22 protein-coding genes are annotated in these 23998 nt (G+C 48.3%); 12 read left to right on the top strand and 10 right to left on the bottom strand.

Features of this window, described 5'->3' with window-relative positions; genetic code table 11:
• Positions 1-196: 196 nt before the first annotated feature.
• Positions 197-988, bottom strand: coding sequence for an ROK family protein (locus tag B5P39_RS03845; RefSeq protein WP_088210529.1), 792 nt, complete (start codon positions 986-988; stop codon positions 197-199).
• A gap of 362 nt (positions 989-1350) precedes the next feature.
• On the opposite strand from B5P39_RS03845, the gene B5P39_RS03840 reads away from it, so the two are divergent.
• The 3 genes from B5P39_RS03840 (at position 1351) to B5P39_RS03830 (ending at position 6855) form a co-directional block, all read left to right on the top strand.
• Positions 1351-3162, top strand: coding sequence for an aminopeptidase P family protein (locus tag B5P39_RS03840; protein ID WP_088210528.1), 1812 nt, complete (start codon positions 1351-1353; stop codon positions 3160-3162).
• A 473-nt stretch (positions 3163-3635) separates the two neighbouring features.
• The gene (locus B5P39_RS03835; RefSeq protein ID WP_088210527.1) at positions 3636-5204 is read left to right on the top strand and encodes a methyl-accepting chemotaxis protein; all 1569 of its coding nucleotides are present in this window, start codon (positions 3636-3638) and stop codon (positions 5202-5204) included.
• A gap of 349 nt (positions 5205-5553) precedes the next feature.
• On the top strand, positions 5554-6855 hold the full coding sequence (locus B5P39_RS03830; RefSeq protein ID WP_011717843.1) for a DEAD/DEAH box helicase: 1302 nt from the start codon (positions 5554-5556) through the stop codon (positions 6853-6855).
• A gap of 80 nt (positions 6856-6935) precedes the next feature.
• On the opposite strand, the gene B5P39_RS03825 is transcribed toward B5P39_RS03830, so the two are convergent.
• Entirely contained in the window at positions 6936-8231 is a 1296-nt protein-coding gene (locus B5P39_RS03825) for a DUF1254 domain-containing protein (RefSeq protein WP_088210526.1), read from the bottom strand.
• Positions 8232-8540: 309 nt separating this feature from the next.
• Entirely contained in the window at positions 8541-9428 is an 888-nt protein-coding gene (locus tag B5P39_RS03820; RefSeq protein WP_088210525.1) for a hypothetical protein, read from the bottom strand.
• 287 nt (positions 9429-9715) lie between these two features.
• Here B5P39_RS03820 and B5P39_RS03815 point away from each other — a divergent pair, with 287 nt between their 5' ends.
• The 3 genes from B5P39_RS03815 (at position 9716) to B5P39_RS03805 (ending at position 11995) form a co-directional block, all read left to right on the top strand.
• A complete protein-coding gene (locus tag B5P39_RS03815) occupies positions 9716-10363 on the top strand; it encodes a peroxiredoxin-like family protein (RefSeq protein ID WP_088210524.1) in 648 nt (215 codons plus the stop codon).
• A 128-nt stretch (positions 10364-10491) separates the two neighbouring features.
• Positions 10492-11127, top strand: a complete 636-nt coding sequence (locus B5P39_RS03810; protein WP_088210523.1) for a DUF2913 family protein — start codon at positions 10492-10494, stop codon at positions 11125-11127.
• A 118-nt stretch (positions 11128-11245) separates the two neighbouring features.
• Positions 11246-11995 carry a substrate-binding periplasmic protein gene (locus B5P39_RS03805; RefSeq protein ID WP_088210522.1) on the top strand — a complete coding sequence of 250 codons (750 nt, stop codon included), beginning with the start codon at positions 11246-11248 and terminating at the stop codon, positions 11993-11995.
• Between the two features lie 98 nt (positions 11996-12093).
• On the opposite strand, the gene B5P39_RS03800 is transcribed toward B5P39_RS03805, so the two are convergent.
• The 5 genes from B5P39_RS03800 to B5P39_RS03780 all read right to left on the bottom strand — a co-directional run bounded on the left by B5P39_RS03800 (position 12094) and on the right by B5P39_RS03780 (position 16397).
• Entirely contained in the window at positions 12094-12402 is a 309-nt protein-coding gene (locus tag B5P39_RS03800) for a ribbon-helix-helix domain-containing protein (RefSeq protein ID WP_088210521.1), read from the bottom strand.
• Positions 12403-12527: 125 nt separating this feature from the next.
• Positions 12528-13088 (bottom strand): DJ-1/PfpI family protein, encoded by a 561-nt coding sequence (locus B5P39_RS03795; protein WP_088210520.1) that lies wholly within the window; start codon positions 13086-13088, stop codon positions 12528-12530.
• Between the two features lie 156 nt (positions 13089-13244).
• Complete coding sequence (locus B5P39_RS03790; RefSeq protein WP_088210519.1) at positions 13245-15023, bottom strand: flotillin family protein; 1779 nt, start codon at positions 15021-15023, stop codon at positions 13245-13247.
• A gap of 33 nt (positions 15024-15056) precedes the next feature.
• Positions 15057-15692 carry a YqiJ family protein gene (locus tag B5P39_RS03785; protein WP_088210518.1) on the bottom strand — a complete coding sequence of 212 codons (636 nt, stop codon included), beginning with the start codon at positions 15690-15692 and terminating at the stop codon, positions 15057-15059.
• Between the two features lie 138 nt (positions 15693-15830).
• On the bottom strand, positions 15831-16397 hold the full coding sequence (locus tag B5P39_RS03780) for a DsrE family protein (RefSeq protein WP_088210517.1): 567 nt from the start codon (positions 16395-16397) through the stop codon (positions 15831-15833).
• 81 nt (positions 16398-16478) lie between these two features.
• On the opposite strand from B5P39_RS03780, the gene B5P39_RS03775 reads away from it, so the two are divergent.
• The 5 genes from B5P39_RS03775 to B5P39_RS03755 all read left to right on the top strand — a co-directional run bounded on the left by B5P39_RS03775 (position 16479) and on the right by B5P39_RS03755 (position 19779).
• Complete coding sequence (locus B5P39_RS03775) at positions 16479-17972, top strand: carboxypeptidase M32 (RefSeq protein WP_088210516.1); 1494 nt, start codon at positions 16479-16481, stop codon at positions 17970-17972.
• A gap of 118 nt (positions 17973-18090) precedes the next feature.
• Complete coding sequence (locus B5P39_RS03770) at positions 18091-18585, top strand: GNAT family N-acetyltransferase (RefSeq protein ID WP_088210515.1); 495 nt, start codon at positions 18091-18093, stop codon at positions 18583-18585.
• On the top strand, positions 18585-18935 hold the full coding sequence (locus B5P39_RS03765) for a DMT family protein (RefSeq protein ID WP_037415674.1): 351 nt from the start codon (positions 18585-18587) through the stop codon (positions 18933-18935). The genes B5P39_RS03770 and B5P39_RS03765 overlap by 1 nt, the downstream gene beginning before the upstream one ends.
• 37 nt (positions 18936-18972) lie before the next feature.
• On the top strand, positions 18973-19230 hold the full coding sequence (locus B5P39_RS03760) for a DUF2960 domain-containing protein (RefSeq protein WP_088210514.1): 258 nt from the start codon (positions 18973-18975) through the stop codon (positions 19228-19230).
• 39 nt (positions 19231-19269) lie between these two features.
• Positions 19270-19779 (top strand): RDD family protein, encoded by a 510-nt coding sequence (locus B5P39_RS03755; protein WP_011717856.1) that lies wholly within the window; start codon positions 19270-19272, stop codon positions 19777-19779.
• Positions 19780-19913: 134 nt separating this feature from the next.
• On the opposite strand, the gene lptG is transcribed toward B5P39_RS03755, so the two are convergent.
• Both lptG and lptF read right to left on the bottom strand, forming a co-directional pair.
• Positions 19914-20972, bottom strand: a complete 1059-nt coding sequence (lptG, locus tag B5P39_RS03750; RefSeq protein ID WP_011717857.1) for an LPS export ABC transporter permease LptG — start codon at positions 20970-20972, stop codon at positions 19914-19916.
• Positions 20969-22081, bottom strand: a complete 1113-nt coding sequence (lptF, locus tag B5P39_RS03745) for an LPS export ABC transporter permease LptF (RefSeq protein ID WP_088210513.1) — start codon at positions 22079-22081, stop codon at positions 20969-20971. Before lptF ends, lptG begins: the two co-directional genes overlap by 4 nt.
• Positions 22082-22336: 255 nt before the next feature.
• On the opposite strand from lptF, the gene pepA reads away from it, so the two are divergent.
• Positions 22337-23845: a leucyl aminopeptidase gene (pepA, locus tag B5P39_RS03740; RefSeq protein ID WP_088210512.1), complete on the top strand. Its 1509-nt coding sequence runs from the start codon at positions 22337-22339 to the stop codon at positions 23843-23845.
• Positions 23846-23998 lie beyond the last annotated feature (153 nt).

Below are 23998 nucleotides of genomic sequence, written 5' to 3'. Positions count from 1 at the left end.
CATCGAACAAGGTGATTTGCAGAGTGCACTGCAAACACACAAATCCGATGGCCGCATGCTGTTGTTCTCGACCCAAACGAAATCAATATCTGAGTCAATGTTCGAATCAATATCAGCGTCAGCAAGCCAAGATTGATAGCCTGAACGAACCTATCACGCCTCAATCTTGGCCCATTCGCACCTCAATCGAATGCCGTTAGGCGGCGTCCTTCGAGTAATCCCTTCCCAAGATCACCGATAAGCCACGGCACACTAAGGTTTCCATATCATCGACACGATTAATCTTCATTTCGGCTAACGGTGCACTGAGGGCCATGCGTCTTAAACTATCGAGACAACCCTTATAGTACGGCGCGCTGTTCATCATGCCGCCCGCTAACCAGATCCGATTAGGATTAAACAAATTGACCGCCCACGCGAGCCCCATCCCCAGATAAGTACCAGCGAGATATAAATCATCGGCGGTAGCAATCTTACGGCTGCGGATAGAATCGCCGCTGGCGAGCTGCTCAAGACTAAACTCCCCCGCCTCCGTCATCACCCGGCAATGTCCAAGCTCCCCCGCGACTCCCGTGGCTCCCGTAAAAGCCTTGCCGCTCAATGCGATCGACATGCCAATCCCAGTGCCGCACATGACTAACAACTCACAGGCATATTTCTCATCACAGGTTGCCTGCATACCAGCGTCGATATCATTGCAGATAAACTTAAGTTCGCCTTGGGTTTTCAAGGTTTCAAAGCTTAGCCCATTGAGACCGGGCAAAGATTTACAGGACACCAAACGATTCTGTTGCACGAGTCCAGGTACAGCGATCGCTAAATGGTAGTTCTGTAAATCATAATCCCGTTCCAGCGCCGCGATTTGATCATTTAAATCTTCAATTTTAAAGCCTTCACCCGTGGGGATTTTATATTGTTCTGTATGCCCCTTGAGTTGAAGTTCGAACAGGGCTTTGCTACCGCCCACGTCTATTGTTAATGTTTGCATCGCCAACTCCACTGATACATGTGCTCCCCTCTGACCCCGAGCGGAGATGGCGAATGTTAGCATAATGGGCCAATATTAGCGATTGAATAAAACTTAAGTAGCTAATTTGTAAGAATTAGTCGGAAGGACTGAGTGATAAAGATAACATTTCAATTTGAGAATTCGCCTAAGATCACACCCCTTGTTACTGCAAAGTGATACTTCAAAAACAAAATTGTATACAAAATCCTTTATTCCATCCCCTTGCATCTTAGCCGTTGAGCTTGCGATAATCGCCGCCAATTCGCATCCTTTTCGCCAGCATTACGCATTATAATTTTGGCTGCCTACGTCAGCCGCCAATGCCAATATTTGGAGCCCCTATGTCGTTACCATCATCATCCCAACAGCCTAATAAGATTGCTAACCGTCTTGCCGCCATTCGTAGTGAACTTTCCAGTGCCAATTTAGATGCCTTTATCATCCCGCGCGCGGATGAATACTTGGGCGAATATGTACCTGAGCATAACGAGCGTCTGTACTGGGCAACCGATTTTACTGGCTCAGCGGGCATGGCGATTGTCTTAAAAGACAAAGCAGCCATCTTTACCGATGGTCGTTATACGGTACAAGTGCGTCTGCAGGTGGATGCAAATCTCTTTAGTTATGAAAGCCTGACCGACACACCACAAATCGAATGGCTATGCGATACGCTTGCCGCAGGTTCACGTGTGGGCTTCGATGCCCGTTTACACACCTTAGCTTGGTTTGAAAACGCTAAAGCGATGTTAGCGAAGGCTCAAATTGAACTGGTTGCCGTCGAACAGAATCCGATTGATAAACACTGGCAAAACCGACCTGCACCATCGAGCGCAGCTATCACGTTATTTAGTAATGAAAGCGCGGGTAAGACCAGTCTGCAAAAACGAACCGAGATTGGCGCACTAGTCAAAAAAGCGGGCGCCGATGTCGCGCTGATCGCCGCTTTGGACTCCTTCTGCTGGCTACTCAATATCCGTGGTAATGACGTGCCGCGACTGCCGGTCGTGCTCGGCTGCGCGCTACTTCACGCCAATGGCGATATGCAGCTATTTACGGATTTGAACAAACTCCCTGAAGGCATTGAGGAACACGTTGGTACAGGTGTGAGCTTTAAGAGCGAAGCTGCACTTGCCGATACCTTGGCAAGCTTACAGGGCGTGAAACTGCTCGCCGATCCGAACTCTGCCAACGCTTGGGCACAAAATATCGCCCGCGATGCTGGCGCTAAGTTAATCGCCGGTATTGATCCCGTCTCCCTGCCTAAGGCACAGAAGAATGCCGCCGAATTAGCAGGCATGCGCGCCAGCCATATCCGTGATGGTGTGGCCGTGAGTCGTTTCCTCGCTTGGCTCGATACCGAAGTCGTCGCCAATCGTCTGCACGATGAAGCAACCCTCGCCGACAAGTTAGAAAGCTTCCGCCTCGAAGATCCACAATATCGCGAGCCAAGTTTCGATACCATTTCCGCCGCAGGCGCCAATGCGGCCATGTGCCACTACAACCATAACAATGGCACACCAGCCATGATGACGATGGACAGCATTTACCTTGTGGATTCTGGCGCTCAGTATCTGGACGGCACCACGGATGTCACTCGCACTATCGCCATTGGTAAAGTGACCGATGAACAGAAGAAAATGGTCACTTTGGTATTAAAAGGCCATATCGCCTTAGATCAGGCTCGCTATCCGAAAGGCACTACGGGGCAACAACTCGATGCCTTCGCCCGCCAATATCTATGGCAACATGGGTTTGATTACGACCACGGCACAGGCCATGGCGTCGGTCATTTCCTCAGCGTGCACGAAGGTCCGCAGCGCATTGGTAAAAACCTCAATGCCATCGCCCTAATGCCTGGCATGGTGTTATCCAACGAGCCAGGTTATTACCGCGCCGACAGTTTTGGGATCCGCTTAGAAAACCTAGTGGTAGTGCAACACTGCGAAGCCTTAAAGGGCGCCGAGCGTGAAATGTATGAATTTGATGCCTTAACGCTGATCCCAATGGATGCTCGCCTTATCGATAAGAGCCTGTTAACCCAAGGCGAAATCGACTGGTTTAATGCTTACCATCAGAAAGTGTTTAACACCTTATCGCCATTAATGTCGGGCAGTGAGCTTGAGTGGCTAACAAAGGTCACAAAAGCCATCTAACGTTAAGTGGCACAAAACTAAGGCCCAAGCCAACGCTTGGGCTTTTTATTTAGAGTCGCTTCAAGACCCGTTCCACCTATGATGTTACTGTTCTGACAAGCTAAATCACGACATTAGTCCAATAGTCAGGCTGATGTTTTTCACCTAAGCTCCTACCACTATTTAGGCAAATGAACTTATAACCGCTTTAGCCAGGCATAAGCTAAAAACAGACCTTATACAAAACTCTAAAATTTGCTTTTAAACAGGATAAACACTCGTTTGAAAGCGAATTAAAAATGCAATATTTGCAGAAACTTACAAAATTTAAAAATCATTACTTTTGTTGCGGGTAAAGCTAAAAACCGCTCTCCAATACCCACACTAAAATGATACCATTATCACATAATAAGCCGACTCCAATGAGAGCTGGCACCCGTTTTACCAGTTACATTTACCCCAAAAGTCGTATCGGCCCTGAATGGACACACTAAATGAGCCAGAGTAACCCTAGCCGCAGTAAAACCAGCCAACTCCACAGTAACGCACAGGAAGTCCGCCTCACACCCCAAGACGAATTGATTTCAACCACAGATACCCGTGGGATTATTACCTACGTTAATCAACGCTTTGCCGAAGTCTCGGGTTATAAGCCCGAGGAATTGATCGGCCAGCCTCATAACAAGGTGCGTCACCCAGATATGCCCAGCGCCGCCTTTAAAGAAATGTGGGAAAAGCTGAAATCCGGCCAATCCTGGCGAGGCATAGTCAAAAACCGCTGTAAGAATGGCGGTTTCTATTGGGTCGATGCCTTTGTTTCTCCCCTGTTTGAGAATGGGACTATCATAGGTTATCAGTCGGTGCGTATTCAGCCGCAGGCGGCCTATGTCAGTAAAGCCACGGATATCTATCGCAGGCTAATACAAAACAAACCCATCCCTAAACCACTCAGCTTAATGCAAAAACGTTTTGTCTCTGCCGTTGTTGCTACCACAGGTTTACTGATTGCGGGTTACTTTTGGGGTTGGGGAGTGATTTTCGCAGGGGCGATTCTGATGAGCCTCAATCTGGCGATCTTCTACGATGAGGCCTTTCGCATTCCAGCCAAATTGATTGAAATGCAAGAGAAATATGACTCTATCAGCCGCTATATTTACTCAGGCGCCGATACCTCATCGATTCTCGATTTCCAATTGATCCTATTGCAAGCCAAGATGAACGGCGTGCTTGGCCGCACCCAAGATCAGGCCCACCACTTACATGCGATTGCCGATCAGTTGGTGGTGACCACTGAGCAAACCTATGTCAGTCTAGATCAAGAGAAAAACCAGCTTGAGCAACTCGCCAGTGCAATGGAAGAAATGAGCTCTACCATTGCCGAAGTCGCGCAAAATACTCAACTGACCTCGACCAGTATCAACACCGCCTACGATCTCTGCCTCAAAAGCAGCGCCAATATGAAGGCCAATACCCAAAAGGTTGAGCAATTAGCCAAATCCGTGGCCGATGCCGCCAATAATGCCCATCAACTCAATAAGGAAGCCGAACGGGTGGCCAGCGCCATGGGCGAGATTGACTCGATTGCCGAGCAGACTAACCTACTCGCGCTCAACGCCGCGATTGAGGCGGCTCGCGCAGGCGAGCAAGGCCGTGGATTTGCGGTTGTCGCCGACGAGGTACGCGCGCTGTCGAGCCGTACCCAATTGTCGACTAACAGTATTTCCCAGAGCGTCGACAAGATGTTCAGCATGCTAAATGCTTGGGCGAAGGAGATGGAGCAGAGCCGTCAGCATGCCGAGTTGTGTGCTAACGACATTCAAACCTCCGCCGAGAACGTGAACACCATTTACCAAGAGGTGAGCGAGATCCACACCTTTGCCCAGCAAAACGCGGTGGCCGCCGATCAGCAGCGCCAAGTCGTACATGAAATCACTAACAACATTCACTCCATCACCCAAACCAGCAGCGAAAACCTCGCCGCCACCCATCAAATTGGTGATGCCGCGAATCATTTAAAACACAATGCCGAAAAGGCCCTTGGTCTACGCCGCGCCTTTGGCTAGTACTCCCGTCGCGCCATTATCAGCTAAGATGATGGCGCGATACTCTCCCTCTAGGTTTGCCCCTCTACAGTTTCAACCACATCTAAAACCGCTTACAGATTGTTATAAAATCCCAAAGGGTTAAAAAGTACAGGTTTTAACCGAAAATTTTGCTATACTCCGCGCCCGCCATTTTTCTGCTACACAAAGTGCAAAAATACTGTGTGGCGGAAATGCGTAAGCAAGTGCATAGGTTTGAAGCACTCTTGTAGTGAAGCGCTGTTGTAATGAATAAAGTGCGGCAGAGTGCGCTTTCAACAATAGAATGATGCGCTTGAATGATTGAATAAGTGACTGACAGGAATCCAAAATGAGATTTGAATCTTTTAGTTTTTGCCCCGAGATTTTACGCGCTATCTCAGATTGCGGTTATCAAAAAATGACACCTATTCAGCAGCAAGCGATCCCCGCTATCCGCCGCGGGCAAGATGTGCTGGCTAGTGCGCAAACAGGCACGGGCAAAACGGCGGCCTTCGCCCTGCCGATACTGCAAAAGATGGTGGAAAATCCCAGCGAGACCTTAAAATCGAACGCGCGGGTATTAATCCTCACGCCGACTCGTGAGCTAGCGGCTCAAGTCGCCGACAACGTTGAAGCCTACAGCAAGTATTTAAATTTCAGCGTATTAACCATTTACGGTGGTGTAAAGGTTGAGACTCAGGCGCAAAAACTTAAGCGTGGTGCCGATATTATTGTCGCGACGCCAGGGCGCTTACTCGAGCACCTGACCGCCTGTAATTTAAGCCTCTCTAGCATCGATTTTTTAGTGCTCGATGAAGCCGACCGTATGTTAGACATGGGCTTTAATGCAGATATTCAAAAAATCCTTCAAGCGGTGAATAAGAAGCGTCAAAACCTATTATTCTCAGCCACCTTCTCGAGTGCGGTGAAAAAACTGGCTAACGACATGATGGTCAAACCTCAGGTGATCAGCGCCGATAAGCAAAACACCACCGCAGATACCGTGAGCCAAGTGGTGTATCCGGTTGAACAGCGCCGTAAGCGCGAACTCTTATCCGAACTGATTGGTAAGAAGAACTGGCAACAAGTGTTGGTCTTTACCGCAACGCGCGATGCGGCCGACACCTTAGTGAAAGAATTGAATTTAGATGGTATTCCCTCTGAAGTCGTCCACGGTGAAAAGGCACAAGGTAGCCGTCGCCGCGCGCTGCGTGAGTTTGTCTCAGGCAAAGTGCGCGTATTAGTCGCCACCGAAGTCGCCGCCCGCGGCTTAGACATTCCAAGCCTTGAGTATGTAGTCAACTTCGACTTACCTTTCCTTGCCGAAGACTATGTGCACCGTATTGGCCGCACCGGCCGCGCGGGTAAATCAGGGGTTGCGATTTCATTTGTGAGCCGTGAAGAAGAGCGCACACTCGCTGATATTGAAAAGCTAATCGGCCAAAAAATTCGTCGTATTACCGTGCCCGGATACGAAGTCGGTAGCCGCGACTTGCTGTTAAAGCAGCTACAAACCCGCCGTAGTTTTGCTAAGAAACAACAGCGACTCGACAACGTTAGTGAGCAGATCATCGCCGAGAAAAGCATGCAGGGCCGCCGCGTGAAAATGAAGGTTGGCCAAGCCCCAAGCAAGGCGAAAAAGCTTAAGTAAATAGAGTGAACTATCACCTATCCAATAAAAAAGCGTCCTAGTGGACGCTTTTTTATTGGGCCTAAGCGATTGGTTTTGTATCACTTAACCACTTGAATTTTAGGGAAAGGGTACTTGCCCTCTTGGATTTCCTTATTAGGGCCGTACATCCGCATAATAATGTAGGCATCCTTTTCAGGAATCGGCAGCCAATTGCTGTTGCTCTCATCCCCTTTAGCGCTCAATTCGATGGTATACATGCCATCGGCGCCGGGTTTAAGAGTACGATCGCCGCGGCTGTGGCGGTTAATCTCATTGTGCGCCATTAAACGATTATCCGATCCATACACAGTAAACGACCAGAATTGACTCACCTCGGGCGCCTTAAAGTGCATCTGGTATTTTTTGCCATTTGAACCATTGAGATTTTTACCGTCATCGCCCTTTTCCTCCTTCAGATAAACGGACTCATCGGGCGGCAATCCCCACTGACCAAGGTAAGTGCCTTCGGCGAAGAGATCGCGCGCACCGTCACTCAATTGCTCACGTGTACCTAATAACTTACCCGCATTGGTCATTTTTGGCGCTAAGTCGATGATATGTTTCATCCCTAACGTTTCACCGACCTTAGCGGCAGCGATTTGAACGGCCGTTAAATCCTCCTTACAGGGGACCAGACCAATATCCTTAAACTGCTCTAACCATTGTTTATCGGCCGTGCCCATATCGCCATCGCAGAGCATATAGTTGACCCGTTGCAACCAATTGGTCTTCTCGGGATCGGGGTAAGTGCGCTCCTTAGGTTTAGGGCCAGCCACACCAAGATAGGCAGACAAAGTGCGGATATTCCAATCATCCATATAATTTAACGCGACTTTCTCATCTTCCTTGCCAACGGCCATAATGCGGCCCATCAGCTTGATCAGATTCGAATCCACATAAATCACTTCGTCCACACTGGCTGGCACATCGCCCTTCCATGAACGGGCGGCAAACATAAAGTGGCCGCCCTCATTGCCCCTTAAACGAGAGCCAATCATGGAGGTGGTGTAATGGCCCATATCCATAGTATGGAGGATCCAATAACGTCCTTTATCCATATCGGGCACGCTCACGATCACAGGCTCAGCGGCCACGTCCAACCATCCCATTAAGTGCAGGGTATCGTTGTTAATGGTGGGGTGCGCTGTGTAGGTATCGTCGGCAATATGACGAATATTTTGGAAGCGGTTCAGCGGAGTATCGGTTTTAACTGCGGTTTCGTAGAAAAATTTATAGGCTTCATCTATCGAGTAACCATAGATAAATGCATCCTGAGCATTTTTATCCGAAATAGATTGTGCCAAAACGACTTGGCTCACCATGATGGCAGCGAGGGAAAACAGTACTTTCTTCATCAACAACTCCTTGTATAGACTTGAAATTATGTAAAAATCCAAGCTCATCTATCAACAGCCAATAGCTTATCTATCCAGATGCCAACAAATGCCAGTCACGCTACTCGAGATTTATCCTAGACCCGTTTAAGTTCAATCACAAGCGTATATAAGTTGTTCAATCCACTATCAAATTCAACATGAGTTCCCGCATTAACCCCGTCGGTTCTAACTCACGTTTTATCCATTGTACAAGTACTCAAGCCTACTTCCCCTCAAACTGCGCCGATTAACGGTAACTGCGCCCCTAACACCGAAAAGACAATAAACTTAGAGATACTTTGCAAACAATTGGTTAAGTCGAGCCTCATCAATGGGATTTTCACCGCGCCAGCCCGCAAGCGGTAAGATGATGTCAGAGCGGATACTGCCGGGATATTTAATATTGCAGATATCCTCAAATGGCGTAAAAGTCTCGTAGAGCGGTGCAACATAGGGATTCGGCATAATGCCAAGCTCTGCCAATACCATTAGCTGACCGCGGAAACTGTACTTTTCAAATTGAGGAAGGATTTTGGCTTTTTTTATTCTTTGTTCTAGCTTTCCGGGCGTTTCATCTACAGGAGCCTGACGAATTGCCTCAATTAAAGCACTGAAGACGGCCACGTCCTCGGCACTAGGTTTACAAGGCGCCAGCGTACAAAATTCTTGTAATTCTATGAGTTTGTGCGCCCAGCGCTCGTTCCACACACTGCCAGCGTAACAGGAAAAGATTTCTTGCCCCTGCTCAATCCAATTAACGCGCTTGATGGAACACACAGGACAAATGTCACTATCCGTTGCCATCGTATGTTCTGGCAGCGCCTTAGCAAACAGATAGCTGAGTATGGGCTGTCGACCGCGGGGGAAGCTTGAAAAACCACATAAATAGGCCGCCAGTAAATTGTCGAGGGAAAGATTTGGCTGCTTTAGTATCGCTTTATAGCCGAGCACCACATCATCATGGCTCAGCTTAACCCTGTTATTGACCGGATAGCCACTCTGTTCAATCAATGCGATTTCGGCGTCTGACAAACCTTGATAGGAATAGATAGAGGTTCCCGTATCGACATCGAACACATCGCCATTATCGATTCTTTGCTGATAGCCATGCTCATCTTTGCGGTAGGACTTTTTATAATAGACTTTCTTTAATGTGTTAAATAATCCCTTATCCATTTACTGCTTCCTATTGAAAAATTGAGTGAATTGCTCTGTAACCTATAAACATGCAAGCAATAGTATCACTACATGCTTCTCCACCACACCCTTGAGTCACACCACAGCGCACCACCACGTTGACGATTAATTCATTCTCCTTAATAAAAGGTGCCACTAAAACTGCAATAAATTGGCCCTTTAGCCGTTCTTATCTGAGTCACCACAACCTAGACCGGCTCAAAGACACAAGCCTAGCTCAATAGCTTGATTAAAAAGAATAACCAAATAACACGGAGAGATGACTGATGCAGTCCCTACTACAGCGCTTTTTACTGACCACCAGCCTATTACTCGGCAGTTTTACCACGTTAGCCCAACCTATCGCCAAGGATGAATATTCGGTGAGCCCATTGCTCAATGGCGAGCACATCCCCGCAATCACTTTGCAAGACATGAATGGCCAAAGTATTGATTTAGCAAAATTAACAGCACAAAAGCCAACCATTTTCTTCTTTTACCGTGGCGGCTGGTGTCCGTTTTGCAATAACCAGATGGGCCAGCTTAAAGCCATCGAACCTAAGCTTATCGACATGGGCTTTCAACTGGTGGGTATTTCACCCGATACACCCGCACAATTAAGGGCATCAGCCGCTAAAAACGAACTTAAATATCAGCTGCTTTCCGATGAAAAAATGCAGGCAGCGCAAGCCTTTGGTCTTGCCTTTTACACCAGTAAACAAGTGACAGATACTTACCTGAGTCGCTTAAAACTGGATAACCCACTGTGGACCACACCCGAAGGCGATAAGCGCTTAGTTCTGCCAGTACCAGCAATTTATATCGCTGATACCCAAGGATTAATCCATTTCCAATATGTGAATCCCAACTACAAAGTGAGACCCGCGCCTAAGTTGATTCTAACGGCCGCCAGCCTCGTGGGTACGACAGAATAATCTATCCATCATCTAAGCAGTCGCTAAGAATCGTTATCGATTTAGCGGCTGCTTTGCTAAACTAGCTTGGCCGCAATCGATACCACACGTTCCATTAGATCAATCCTTTAGCCCGCGGCGGAGCCACAATGAATTCTCAAACCTATAACCAAGCCGTACTCGAACTCGCCCGCGCGGGTCTTGCCGATTTAACCGCCTCAGCCCAAGCTAAAAAAGCCCAACGAACAGCCGCGCAGGAGAGTCATTTTCTGTGTAACTGGATGGTTGAGGCGCTCAAAGAGAAGCGTTTCTCGAAACTGGTGGCCGACGATCTCACGGCATGGATCCGTATGGCGCGCAGCCAAGGTGCTGGCGCCGAACTTAAGCGGTTATTGGAAAGAATTGTTCATCAATATCAGAGCGTTGAAAACTCGCACGTGGAGTTAGGTACAGCATTAAACGCTATGATTGCCGAGTTAACTCAGCTCGAATGGCTAGTGTTTACTGACACCGAAATTAACACCAAGCTTAAGCTAGACGCCGATGGCCAATCGAGCTTAGTTATTGATGTAAAAGAGTTTACTCAACATATTCAAGACAATCAGCTTATCAAACCCATCAACTTTTATGTTCGCGCCGATGAGCAGCTGTTGACTCAAATCGCCCTCTCCCATGGTTTGCTGATAAGCCAAGGTAATAAGAAAACTAGCCTGATTAAACACCATAAGACCTTTCAAATTTACCCGCACAATCAGCTGCCAGCCCTGTGCCTACTCTTGGCTTAAGCCCAAAAAGCTGCTTGAATAGGGAAACTGCGCTATAGATAACAAATTTTTCACAATGACTAGGTAAGATATAGCGCAGTCACCGCCAAGCTCGTTCAACCAAGGAGTGAAGGATAAGATGGTTAAAGGACGTATTCTCTGTCGTTGGCGAGCGCACGCCGTTTTATTACTTCTGTTGTTTACACCGCCTTCCTTTGCCCAACTACTCAAGTACAACATCACCGGCTCCTATTCTTGGTATCCCTATTTTATTGCGAATCAGCCCGAAGCCCCCGGCATGGTGTCTGAGTTAATCCCACTGATTTTATCCTTAGCCAATATCGAGGGCGAAAACCTGTCCTTGCCGCCAAAACGGACGAACAACGCCCTTGAAACCGGCCAGTTAGACTTTGATGTGGTCAGCCCAAGTTGGTTTACGGATCAAGACTTTGGCCCCTTATTTGTTAAATCCGATCCCATTATGCCCATCACAGAATACGTGGTGACCAGACCCGAGAATGTCGAATCCTTTAAGGAAGTCACTGAAATTAAAGGTAAGCAAATCGGTACCGTCAGGGGATATTTGTACCACGATGACAAGGAGTTTATCCGTGTCGATTTTACCTCGGAGCAAGAGCTGATTAAGGCATTGGATAAACACCGCATCACGGCCATTATCTCGGGTAACTATCCCGCCTTATATTGGTCGAACAAGCTTAAGATCCCCGTAGGATTGGCGGCGGTGCATTCCGATGGCGTATTGGTGCTCAGGCTACGTAAGGAGCATGCCGATCTACTGCCCGCACTCAATCACGTGATAGCACAGCTAAAAGCCGACGGAAAAGTGGAACAAATTATCCAAAAATACACCCAAGCCTTTGCCAGCTAAACCGAAAAAAGCTCATGTTTTTAGGAGCTCACAAGAAACTAGCTCTGCAATAACGTGACAAGCTTAGTTTTTGTAAATCATAACGATGAGATGGGTATTTAAGAGGATTTTGCGTTTTGCGCAACCTTAGGTTTTAACACCAAACGCTGCCCCTGATTAAGATGGGTGGTGCAGGCAACCCGCAATAAAGAAGCAAAGTTTGCCACTTCTCCGTGGCGAGTTAACACTTCACGATAAATACGGGTTAAAAACACCGCCACACTCAGCTCGGCATCTTCGGCAATCTCTTCAATAATCTGCCAAAAAATCGCCTCGAGCCGCACGCTCGTCACGACCCCATCTATTCGAATAGAGCGGGTTTTGAGTTCAAACAGTTCGGGTTCGGCACCGGAATAGATTTCACACACAATATCACTCCCCAAGCGGCGATTGCGCTAAGCTCTAGCATTGCGCTTAGCTTAAGTCCCCAGCGAATACTCAACTTAAGCCCTACCCGAACTGTTATGCCATAAATAACGTTAGATGAATATCGTTAATTCAATAACTTGTTAAACTGCGCCAACCATGCAGGATGCGCTGGCCAAGCGGGCGCCGTGACTAACTTGCCATCGGTGATTGCCGCCGTCACCTCAATCTCGCAATACTCGGCGCCCGCTTGTTTCACCTCAGGCGCACAAGCTGGATAGGCAGACACTTTCTTACCGCGTACCACATCGGCCGCCGTCAGTAACTGCGCGCCATGGCAAATCGCCGCTATGGGTTTATCTTGGGCAGCAAAGTCCATCACCAAGGCGATCACCGCAGGATTTAGGCGTAAATACTCAGGCGCACGGCCACCGGGAAGCAGCAGCGCATCAAAATCACTGGCGTTGGTACCGGCAAAGTTGCCATTTAGGGCAAATAAGTGTCCTGGTTTTTCGGTATAGGTTTGATCGCCTTCAAAGTCATGGATAGCCGTTTTAATGGTTTGTCCCGCCACTTTATCAGGGCAGACAACCGTTACGCTGTGCCCCACCATTTGTAGGGCTTGGAACGGTACCATTAGCTCATAATCTTCAACAAAATCACCAGCGATGATCAAAATATTGGCCATGAGAAACTCCTTTTATTCGATAAGGGAAAACGCAACATCGGATTTCACTCTACTCCGACCATTAAATTTAGGGTAATAGTGGAATACTACAAATTGGCGCTGCGGTTTCAGGCATAAAAAAAGCGCCCGCAGGCGCTTTAATCTAAGCCATTAATATCAATTACTTATCTTTGGCTCTATCACAGTATGTTGCTGGCTATAACCATTTAATCCGCTATTCGCCGACTTCACTACATTTAAGGCTTCGGTAGTTAAAGCATTATTGCCATTGAGTAGGTCATTTAAGGTGCCAGACTCAGATTGCACTAAACCTAACTCCCGCAGCATGGCATCCACCACTGGCGCATTGGCACGGTAGTTTAACGCGGCGCTGGTTACTTGCTCGGCGATACCGCCTTGATGCGCGACCGCGCCATCAGCTCCCGATGCCAGTTGATTACCAGTGCCATAACCTTGAAGAATTTTAATGCCTTCAATATTTTCCAGCGGTTTAACTGCCTGCGCGACAATCTCAGGCAGTGCTTTTAAGATAGCGAGGGATTTTTGCAGTGCAATCTGCTCATCGCGCAGCACGTTTTCGGCTTCGTACAGAGCTTGTTTACCCGCAGCTTCAACCGCATAGACCTTCTCGTCGGCCTCGGCTTGCAGCTTCTTGGCATCGGCACTGGCGCGGGCTTCAATCAGAATCGCGCTCGATCTGTCTTCGGCGGCACGTTTTTCCGCCTCGGCTTGTACTGTCACGCCCACCGCATCGCGCTCCGCTTCTTTGCGAGCATCGATTACTTCAATCTCTTTACGACGATTCGCTTCAGCCACTTGGCGCACTGTAATAACCGCTTCTTCTTTCTCTACCTTGGTTTTTTCCGCTTCAGCGGCGCGGGCACGGGCGGCAGACTCTTCTTCCGACTTCGCGGCTACCGCGATGTGTTTTTCCTGCTCGGCGACTTCGATATCACGTTGCTGTTGAATACGGGCCTGTTCGATAGATTTGCGCTTTTCAATCTCGCGGGTTTCGATGTCTTTAGTCTTTTCGATTTCCGCAGTTTCGATTGCACGCTCTTTGGCAATCTCGGCTTCGCGTTCTTCACGGGACTTGTTTTCTTTTTGCTTAATAATTTCCGCTTTTTGCTCGGCACGCTTAAATTCGAGCGACTGTTGCTGCACCAGACGCGCTTCTTCTTCGGCCTTTTCAATCTCTAGCGATTCTTTTTCAGCCTCTAGGTTACGCTGCTCGATCTTGATGCGATTTTCCTGCTGGATATCGTTGGTTTCTTTACGTTTTTCTTCGATAATCTTGGCTAAACGTGCACGACCTTCAGCGTCGAATGCGTTATTTTCATTAAAGAATTGCAGATCAGTCTGGTCAAAACCCGTCAAAGAAACGGATTCGAGCTCTAGCCCGTTTTTCTCGAGATCGTTAGCGACGTTATTCTGCACCCGCTGGACAAAATCGGCGCGCTGCTCGTGCATTTCGGTCATGGTCATTTCCGCCGCGACCGCACGTAACACGTCAACAAACTTAGATTCCATCAGCTTTTTCAGCTCTTCCACGCGCGTGGTACGGGTACCTAAGGTTTGTGCCGCCATTGAAATGCCTTCGGCATTGGGTGCCACACGCAGATAGAAGTCTGCCTTCACATCGACGCGCATTCTATCCTTAGTGATCAGCGCATCTTTTTGGGTTTTCTCCACTTCGATACGCAGGGTATTCATATTTACCGCGATGGTTTCATGCAGCACGGGTAAGACGATTGCGCCGCCGTCCTTAATAATTTTTTCACCACCAAACCCCGTACGAACAAAGGCCATTTCCTTCGTTGCACGTTTATATAACTTGGCGAAAATCAGACCAATCACAATCAGGCCAATCAATACCATTCCGGCAACTAACAACACGAAGTTGCTCGAACTGGTTACATCGTTTAACACATCCATTTGCTTTCCTTTTTCGTTAATGGCTTTGGAAAATTAATTATCAAAGCGAGTCGCAGACCAGACTCTTCCTTCTCGTTTCAGCAGCACCACTTGCGTGCCGCTGGCAAACTCGATCCCCGAGGTTTCGGGTTCGACTAATACATAATGTTTTTGTTGATGTTTATCGCGCACCACGGCTTCCGATGGCATGCCCTTCATAGCGCAGCCTAAGGTGATAGTGCCGACATAACCGCTTAAATCATCAAGGGATATGGCGGTAGACTCATTCTTAGGGAGCAGTTCAGCCAATATCCGCCCGAGATAGCGACAGGCAAACGCACTGCCAACCACGGCAATCGGTAAGGTAAAGAGTTGGGGTAACAAGACGCCCGTGAAGAGCAGGCTCAGGTAATTTGCAATATAACCGACAATCGCAAAGCTGGTCAGTGCCAGCACAAACCAGATAAGTAAGGGTAATCGATTTAGACACAACCAGCCCGCAATCCCCGTCAGGCCAGTACCGCCAATCTCGGCATCATAATCCACATCGGCGGGCACCCATTGGTCGAGCGCACTCATCATGCTTAACCCTATCACTAGGGCTAAGGCTTCAAACACACCAAGGACAAGCACGCAGGCGAAGGCAATAGTGTAAGGTAGGTTAGGCTGTTCAACTAAAAACGCCCACATAGTCATCTCCTTGAACGATACAGCATTCCATTTACTTCACTGTAATTATCAACTTACGAGCGACAGAATAGCAAGGCGAGCCTAGTTTCCAAACAAAAAAGTTTCCAAACAAAAAAGTTTCCAAACAAAAAATTTACCCTAAAACGGATTTTGACTAAATCCTTGCTGCGTTAGAATCGCATGGGCCGTCATCGCGGACAGGGCCATATCGACCCCCGGTAACAAAGAGGCGTTGTGTAAGTCAAAATAAGCGGCGCTCTGACCACAGATATAAAACTTCACCCCGTGGGCCACTAAGGTTTTCACTAAGGCTTTATTGGGGTTTGGCGCCCCGTTGTGCTGCTTGGCATAAAAGCTATCATCGGCTAAATCGCCAACGGCACTGCCATGCACCACCATCGCTAGCTCAATATCGCTTTCTTTCACGCCAGCTGCCACGTGCATATTAATAAAACGGGCAAGGCTGTCGAGCTGACGATTCACTTGGCCGACCTCGGCCGTCTTGCTCATATCGAATGCCACCTTAAACTTCATCCCCGCTGGGATAGCAAGGGTGCTTTCGACCTTAGCCACTTGACCAAATTCGGGGATAGCCGTTCCAGGCGCAAAGCTCTCTGCTCCGGCATGGGCGGCACTGGATAAACCGACCAACAGCGCCATGGTCATGGACATAAGGGTTTTAGTGTGATGTGATTTTGGCTGCATGATATTATCATCCTGTTATTGTTATTTTTTCGTGCTAATAGATAACGACAGCACCTTAAGATTGAGTCTATGGATACCGCTATGAACACCAAAGAACCTACGCCAAGTTACGATAAACTCACGGCCCATTTCCAGAAAATTTCACATTTTGAACATTTTAGTGCGCTAGGTGATTGGGATCAGGCCGCCATGATGCCCCTCGGTGGCGGCAGTGAGCGTGGCGATGCCATGGCTGAGCTGGCATTACATATCCATAACCTTAAAACGGCGCCAGAGCTTGGCGATAACCTCGCACAAGCCTCACAAGAGGCGCTGAGCCCAGAGCAACAGGCCAATCTGAGGGAAATGCAATATCAGTATCAACAGGCGACCTTAGTGCCGGGTGAGCTAGTACAGGCCAAAACGAAAATGGCCTACCAGTGTGAAAATGCCTGGCGCGAGCAACGCAAAAACAATGATTGGCAAGGTTTTAAACCGAATCTAAAAGCAGTGATCTCCCTCGCGAGGGAAGAAGCCTTAATTCGCGCGCAGGCGCTTAACATCTCCCCCTATGATGCCCTGCTCGATAAATTTGAGCCCGGCATGACCACCGCAAAGCTCGAACAGACCTTTGGCGACTTAAAAACGTGGTTACCCAGTCTTATCCAAGATGTGCTGGCAAAACAAGCCAGTGAACCCAAGCTTACCCTTAACGGCCCCTTCGAAATCAAGGCACAGCAAGCCCTAGGCCAAGCGGTGATGGCCTATTTAGGGTTTGACTTTAACCATGGCAGGCTCGATATCAGCAGCCACCCATTTTGTGGTGGAGTGCCAAGCGATGTACGCATCACGACGCGTTATAATGAAGCCGATTTTAGCAGCGCTATCATGGGCATAGTGCATGAAACTGGCCACGCCCGTTATGAACAGGGCTTACCGAAACCATGGCGCGGTCAGCCCGCAGGATTGGCTCGCTCCATGGGCGTCCATGAGAGCCAAAGCTTATTTTGTGAAATGCAGCTCGGTGCCAATCCCGCGTTTTTACGCCAATTACAACCACTGATTAAACAGCATTTGGGCTGCGAGTTCAGCGCCCAAGACTTGGCAAGACACTATACCCGCGTCAATCCGGGGCTTATCCGTGTCGATGCCGATGAAGTCACTTACCCTTGCCACATTCTATTGCGCTTTGAGGCCGAAAAAGCCTTTATCGACGGTAGCCTGAGTGTGGATGACCTTCCCGATTTTTGGTCAAGCCAGATGCAACAACTGCTTGGGATCAATACCGATGGTAATTATCGCGATGGTTGTATGCAGGATATCCATTGGGCCGTGGGTGAATTGGGATATTTCCCAAGTTATACCTTAGGCGCCATGTATGCCGCCCAATGCCGTTTTGCGCTGGAGCGAAGCTTAGGCCCGATTGAAAACCTTATCGATAATGGGCAGTTATCCCAAGTATTTGACTGGCTTGGCACCCACATTTGGTCCAAAGGCTCATTACTGACAACGGATGAGCTCATCATTCAAGCCACTGGCGAACCGCTCAATAGCCAATATCTTGCTAAACATTTGAAGCAACGTTATTTGGGATAAGCGCGGTAAACCGCCTAGACAATCGCAGCACTGCCGAGTTTCAAAGCTTTTGCTGCGATTTGGGTATATAATCCCCAACTTATTTATTCACACTGTTTTGGACGGAAAAAGGTCGACCATGTTACTGCGTGCAATCACCCCAGAGGATTGGGATGCTATTTTACAGATCCAGGAAGAATGTTACTCCCAACTGGATCCTGAACCCCTGCATGTATTGCAAAGCAAGTGGCACGTCTCACCTCAATCCTGCTTTGTGTTTGAGGTGAATGAGTCGGTGGTGGGCTATTGCCTCGCCCACCCTTGGACCACCAATATGCCTCCCGCACTGTATGAGCCCATCACTCAGTTACCTAAGGCCGATACCTTATATCTGCACGATATTGCCATCTCGGTAAAGGCTCAAGGTTTAGGCGCTGGCTCCAAGGCCCTAATGTGCTTAAAGCAGCTCGCGGATCGTTTTAACTTGAGCTCCCTCTCTTTGGTCGCGGTACAAGGCGCCGATAGCTACTGGCGTAAAATGGGCTTTAAACCTAAGGCCATTGAGAAATGCCTTGGCAGCTACACCGACGATGCAATGTATATGATTTATAAGCTTAATCATCGAGAAGAATGATGAACCCCACCCTAACGACTATTGGTTTACTCTGTCTTAGCAATATTTTTATGACCTTCGCATGGTATGGGCATTTAAAGTCTTTAGGTTCAAAGCCTTGGATTATTGCCGCCTTAGTCAGTTGGGGCATCGCCCTATTTGAATACCTACTGCAAGTGCCCGCTAACCGCATCGGCTACACAGTGATGAATGTCGGCCAATTAAAAATCCTGCAGGAAGTCATCACCTTAAGCTTGTTTGTGCCCTTCGCCTATTTCTACATGAAGGAGCCACTCAAACTCGACTATCTCTGGGCTGGCCTGTGTATTCTCGGTGCGGTGTATTTTATTTTTAGAAGCGAATTTAACTAATTCCAGACTTATTTCAGGACTTTTTCAGGAGAAAACCATGGCGCGTCAAGTGACTTACACCTTCAAAGGTGAGACGAAAACCATCGCCTTTAGTTATGATAAACACCGCGATTTATACGAAGCAGCGGCCGAAGCCGAAGGCATTGACTTAACTAAGTTTCTCGCGATGGAACAACAAATTGCCATGACCTCACGCAAAGGTGCTAAAGCTGAAAAAGACTATCGTAAGGTCGAATTTGCGCGCTTTGGTTTTAGCAATATCCACTTTGTACGTGATGAAGAACCCGAGGCCTAAGCCTTATCGTCATTTATCCATTTAGAATTAGGATTGCAGATGTTAAATGCTGAACATGCTAACTTCCCCCGTGCAGGATTTTTCCGTCGTTTAGGGGCAATGATCTATGACCTGCTGCTCGCAGTAGCCGTGTATATGTTTGCTGGCGCCATCGGCTTTGGTATTTTCTTCGGACTCACAGCCTCGGGCCTGATTAGCATGAATGGCTTTGAACATGTGTCCGACGCCCTCAATGGCACGCCGATTTACCATGGGATTTATCAACTTTGGTTAGTGCTCTGCGTAGGCACTTTCTATGCGCTTTTTTGGAGTAAGGGCGGTCAAACCCTCGGGATGCGCGCCTGGCGCCTTAAGATCCAACATCCTAATGGCCAAAACCTAAGCCTTATCACCGCCTATGCGCGCATCGTCTGGTCTTTACTCGGCATTGGTAATCTGTGGGTGCTGATCAACGACGATAAACTCGCACTACAGGATATGATGACCCGCTCAGAAGTGGTTGTTCTTTCTAAGGAAGCTAACCAAATGCGCAATTGGCATGGTGCATAAACTACAGGCGGTTAAATCATAGCGCTTAAACCATAGTGCTTAAACCTAGCACCTAAGCCTCACAACCGTGATTGAGCTAACATTGCCCCAATAAAAAACGACGCCATGGCGTCGTTTTTTATTACCCGTGTGTATCACCGCCGGATAAAGTAGAAGGCAATGCCGGTAAATAACAGACTCGGCGCGATGGCCCCCACGTAGGCCGGCAACTCATACACCATACTCATGGGACCAAAGATCTCGTTACTGATATAGAAGCTAAACCCAGCAACCACACCAAGCAACACCCGCGCGCCCATAGTCACGGTCCGCAGCGGCCCAAACACAAAAGATAAGGCCACCAGCATCATCACCCCAACAGTCACAGGCTGCATCACCTTACGCCAGAGGGCTAATTCGTAACGGCTTGGATCTTGGCTGTTATTTTTAAGGTAATCTAAGTACCCCATTAAGCCGCGAATCGATAACGCCTCAGGCTTGACCGATACTACGCTGAGCTTGTCGGGCGTGAGACTTGAGCGCCAAATATCTTCGTCTAAGTGTTCGAGCTTAACTTCGTCATAGCTTAAGTCAGTACGCTTTACATCCATAAGATGCCAGCTGTCCTTACTGAACAAGGCACTCTTGGCATGCACAACATTCGTAAGCTTTAACTCACTGTTAAACTTATACAAAGTAATATTATTCAGCTTATCAATATCGGCGACTTCACCGATATTCACGAACAAATCGCCGTCTTTAGCCCAAATGCCTCGGTGGGATTTAATCAAACTACCGCCGGACAGTTTAATGGCTTGGAGTTCATTGGCCTTTTGCTCGGCCACTGGCGCGCCCCACTCACCCAATGCCATCACCATCAACATCAATGGCACTGCGGTTTTCATCGCAGATAAGGTGATCTGCAACCGCGACATCCCTGAGGCTTGCATCACTACTAGCTCAGAGTTCGAGGCCAGCATCCCCATGCCGATCAGCGCGCCTAGCAGCACCGCCATAGGGAAAAACATTTCAATATCGCGAGGCACGAGGAATAACACATAAATGCCGGCATCCATCATAGTGTAGGAACCACGCCCCACTAAACGCAGCTGGTCAACCCACTTAATGATGCCCGACAAGCCCGTCAGCACCAGCAAACACAGCGCCGAAGTGCTTAATAAAACTCTGGCGATATAAAGGTCTAAAATCTTCATGCGGCCACCTTTTTACGCGCCATTGCCGTCGATAAACGAGCAAATAAGGGTCTGTCTTTACCTAGGAGTAAAATCCCCATAATGAGTGCCGACAAATGGATCCACCACATGCCTAAATACTGTGGGATCACCCCATCCTGCAAGGCTTTACGTCCCGCGACCATCAGGCCAAAGTAGCCAAGATATAACAGTACTGCCGGGAGCATTTTGGCAAATTTACCTTGGCGCACATTGACTCGCGCCAGCGGCACGGCAATGAGTGTCATGATAGGAATCGCCAGCGGAATCGCTAAACGCCAATGGAATTCGGCCACGGCTTCTGGTCCTTCGACTTTCATCAATTCTGTGAGCGGTAAGGCAGAGAGTTTACGGCGACGCTCATCGACCTGTTGCTCTTTGATTTGCATTTTATAGCCACCAAACTCAATCATTTGGTAGTCTTTCTGTTGTGGGCTGCCCTGATAGCGCACCCCATCATTGAGTTGTAATTGCTGCGAGCCGTTCTGATCTTCCAAAACCCGTCCGCCTTTAGCCACGACCACGTTGGTTAAACCAATTTCGTCATTGGGGTCGGGCAACTGGGCCACAAACACTTTATCCAAGTCGTTATCCTTGCCGATACGCTCGACAAACAGCACTGCACGGCCGTTAGGACTCGCCTGAAAACGCCCTTGCACTATTGCGGCAAGACCCGCCTCGGATTGAGCTTTTTCGAGCACTTGGTTTTGCTGTTCCTCCGCCCAAGGCGCAACATAGAGGGATAAATAGCCAGTAAACAACATGTTGATAACGGCGAGGATCAACGTTACTCGGGTAACATACCATTCACTTACGCCAACACCGTGCAGAATGACCATTTCATTCTCGGCATACATGCGGCCGTGGGCCATGAGGATCCCAAGGAACAAACTTAAAGGTAAAACGAGAACAACAAGATAGGGTAAGTTGAGGCCTATCAAGGTGGCGATAAGAGAAGCAGGAAATTCACCGTCTGAGGCGTCGGCCAATATGCGCACGAAATGCTGGCTAATAAAAATAGTTAACAGTACGAAAAGTACTGCAATTTGCGCCTTTAAAACTTCTCGAATAAGGTATCTAAATACAATCACAGGTAGGATCCGGTCTCTAAACTTATCTTTTTGCTGGTAACAGACTAACTTTCATGTAAACTGTTTACTTTTGGTAGTTTTCTGACCAGCTTCAGGGGTTCCTGGCAAACGATAAATGTCACGGATATTTCACAAAAACGTGACTCAAGTGCCGAGAATAAATCACCTTTGGAGTAATAACTTAGGCCCTTTTCGGGACAAGCAGACATTATCCAATAAATATAAAAATTTGTCTTTAAGAATCTAGGAGTGCTCATGGAGTTTAGCGTAAAGAGCGGTAGCCCCGAAAAACAACGCTCAGCCTGCATCGTTGTCGGTGTTTATGAACCCCGCCGTCTATCCGGCATCGCCGAGCAATTAGACAAGATTAGCGAAGGTTATATCAGTAATCTACTGCGTCGCGGCGATTTAGAAGGTAAGCCTGGCCAAATGTTATTACTGCACCACGTTCCTAACGTATTGAGTGAACGAGTGCTGTTAGTCGGTTGCGGCAAAGAACGAGAACTAGACGAGCGCCAGTACAAGCAGATCATCACTAAAACCATCAACACCTTAAATGAAACAGGTTCAATGGAAGCCGTGTGCTTCTTGACCGAGTTACACGTGAAAGGTCGCGATACCTATTGGAAAGTTCGCCAAGCAGTCGAAACGACCAATAGCAGTTTATACAGCTTCGATGCGCTCAAAACCCGTAAAGGTGAGACCCGTCGTCCGCTGCGCAAGTTAGTGTTTAATGTCCCAACTCGCCGCGAACTAACCTTAGGTGAGCGTGCGATTGAGCACGGCATGGCCGTGTCTGCCGGTATGCATTTATGCCGCGATGTGGCTAACATGCCACCAAATATCTGTAATCCAGCCTATTTAGCCTCTCAAGCTCGCCAATTGGCCGAAGTTCACGAAAACCTGCATGTCACGACTGTGGGCGAAGAGCAAATGGCGAAACTCGGCATGAACTCTTACCTTGCCGTTGGCCGTGCCAGTGCCAATGAATCCATTATGACAGTGATGGAATACAAGGGTGCAGTCGATAGCACAGAGAAACCTATCGTATTGATTGGTAAAGGATTAACCTTCGACTCAGGCGGTATTTCATTAAAACCAGGCGAAGCCATGGATGAAATGAAATACGACATGGGCGGCGCTGCGGGTGTTATCGGCACCATGAAAGCCATCTGTGATATGAAGCTGCCCATCAACGTCGTCGGTATTCTCGCGGGTTGTGAAAACATGCCATCGGGCAATGCTTATCGCCCAGGTGACATTTTAACCACAATGTCGGGTCAGACCGTTGAAGTCCTCAACACCGACGCCGAAGGCCGTCTGGTACTGTGTGACGTATTAACCTATGTTGAGCGTTTCGACCCAGAGCTAGTTATCGACACGGCAACACTGACGGGCGCCTGTGTGATTGCCTTAGGCAAACATGCCTCAGGCCTGTTCTCATCACACAACCCTCTGGCACACGAGCTACTCAATGCAGGTGAGCAGAGTGGTGACCGCGCATGGCGCATGCCTCTGTGGGATGAGTACCAAGATATGCTCGATAGCCCATTTGCCGATATGACCAACTTAGGTGGTCGTCCAGCGGGCGCGATTACCGCGGCTTGTTTCCTGTCTCGTTTCGCCAAGAAGTACAACTGGGCTCACTTAGACGTGGCGGGTACTGCGTGGAACAGCGGCGCGAGTAAAGGTTCAACCGGTCGCCCTGTGCCAATTTTGACTCAGTTCCTGATCAATCGAGCTGGCGTAGAATTAGGCGAGTAATCGCTAACAACACTGAAAAGGCGAAGAATTTCTTCGCCTTTTTTATTTGGCTCGAAGGCGAAATGAGGATTGGCCCAGGAATAATTACAGCCTAGCAACACTAAGAGGAAAGAAAACCGCGATTGAATAATTTTTGATTGACAGCCACGCCCT

It is taken from the genome of Shewanella sp. Shew256, from assembly GCF_002196695.1.
Lineage (GTDB): Bacteria > Pseudomonadota > Gammaproteobacteria > Enterobacterales > Shewanellaceae > Shewanella > Shewanella mangrovisoli.
Note: the sequence above shows the minus strand (reverse complement) of the source record. Positions and strands in the feature narration are given on the sequence as shown.

Coding starts and splice junctions, on each gene's coding strand:
- B5P39_RS03805 (WP_088210522.1), top strand. CDS start 11,246: ATGGTTAAAGGACGTATTCTCTGTCGTTGGCGAGCGCACGCCGTTTTA.
- B5P39_RS03785 (WP_088210518.1), bottom strand. CDS start 15,692: ATGTGGGCGTTTTTAGTTGAACAGCCTAACCTACCTTACACTATTGCC.
- B5P39_RS03795 (WP_088210520.1), bottom strand. CDS start 13,088: ATGGCCAATATTTTGATCATCGCTGGTGATTTTGTTGAAGATTATGAG.
- B5P39_RS03830 (WP_011717843.1), top strand. CDS start 5,554: ATGAGATTTGAATCTTTTAGTTTTTGCCCCGAGATTTTACGCGCTATC.
- B5P39_RS03820 (WP_088210525.1), bottom strand. CDS start 9,428: ATGGATAAGGGATTATTTAACACATTAAAGAAAGTCTATTATAAAAAG.
- B5P39_RS03845 (WP_088210529.1), bottom strand. CDS start 988: ATGCAAACATTAACAATAGACGTGGGCGGTAGCAAAGCCCTGTTCGAA.
- B5P39_RS03765 (WP_037415674.1), top strand. CDS start 18,585: ATGAACCCCACCCTAACGACTATTGGTTTACTCTGTCTTAGCAATATT.
- B5P39_RS03760 (WP_088210514.1), top strand. CDS start 18,973: ATGGCGCGTCAAGTGACTTACACCTTCAAAGGTGAGACGAAAACCATC.
- B5P39_RS03770 (WP_088210515.1), top strand. CDS start 18,091: ATGTTACTGCGTGCAATCACCCCAGAGGATTGGGATGCTATTTTACAG.
- B5P39_RS03840 (WP_088210528.1), top strand. CDS start 1,351: ATGTCGTTACCATCATCATCCCAACAGCCTAATAAGATTGCTAACCGT.
- B5P39_RS03790 (WP_088210519.1), bottom strand. CDS start 15,023: ATGGATGTGTTAAACGATGTAACCAGTTCGAGCAACTTCGTGTTGTTA.
- pepA (WP_088210512.1), top strand. CDS start 22,337: ATGGAGTTTAGCGTAAAGAGCGGTAGCCCCGAAAAACAACGCTCAGCC.
- B5P39_RS03815 (WP_088210524.1), top strand. CDS start 9,716: ATGCAGTCCCTACTACAGCGCTTTTTACTGACCACCAGCCTATTACTC.
- lptG (WP_011717857.1), bottom strand. CDS start 20,972: ATGAAGATTTTAGACCTTTATATCGCCAGAGTTTTATTAAGCACTTCG.
- B5P39_RS03835 (WP_088210527.1), top strand. CDS start 3,636: ATGAGCCAGAGTAACCCTAGCCGCAGTAAAACCAGCCAACTCCACAGT.
- B5P39_RS03825 (WP_088210526.1), bottom strand. CDS start 8,231: ATGAAGAAAGTACTGTTTTCCCTCGCTGCCATCATGGTGAGCCAAGTC.
- B5P39_RS03775 (WP_088210516.1), top strand. CDS start 16,479: ATGAACACCAAAGAACCTACGCCAAGTTACGATAAACTCACGGCCCAT.
- B5P39_RS03810 (WP_088210523.1), top strand. CDS start 10,492: ATGAATTCTCAAACCTATAACCAAGCCGTACTCGAACTCGCCCGCGCG.
- B5P39_RS03755 (WP_011717856.1), top strand. CDS start 19,270: ATGTTAAATGCTGAACATGCTAACTTCCCCCGTGCAGGATTTTTCCGT.
- B5P39_RS03780 (WP_088210517.1), bottom strand. CDS start 16,397: ATGCAGCCAAAATCACATCACACTAAAACCCTTATGTCCATGACCATG.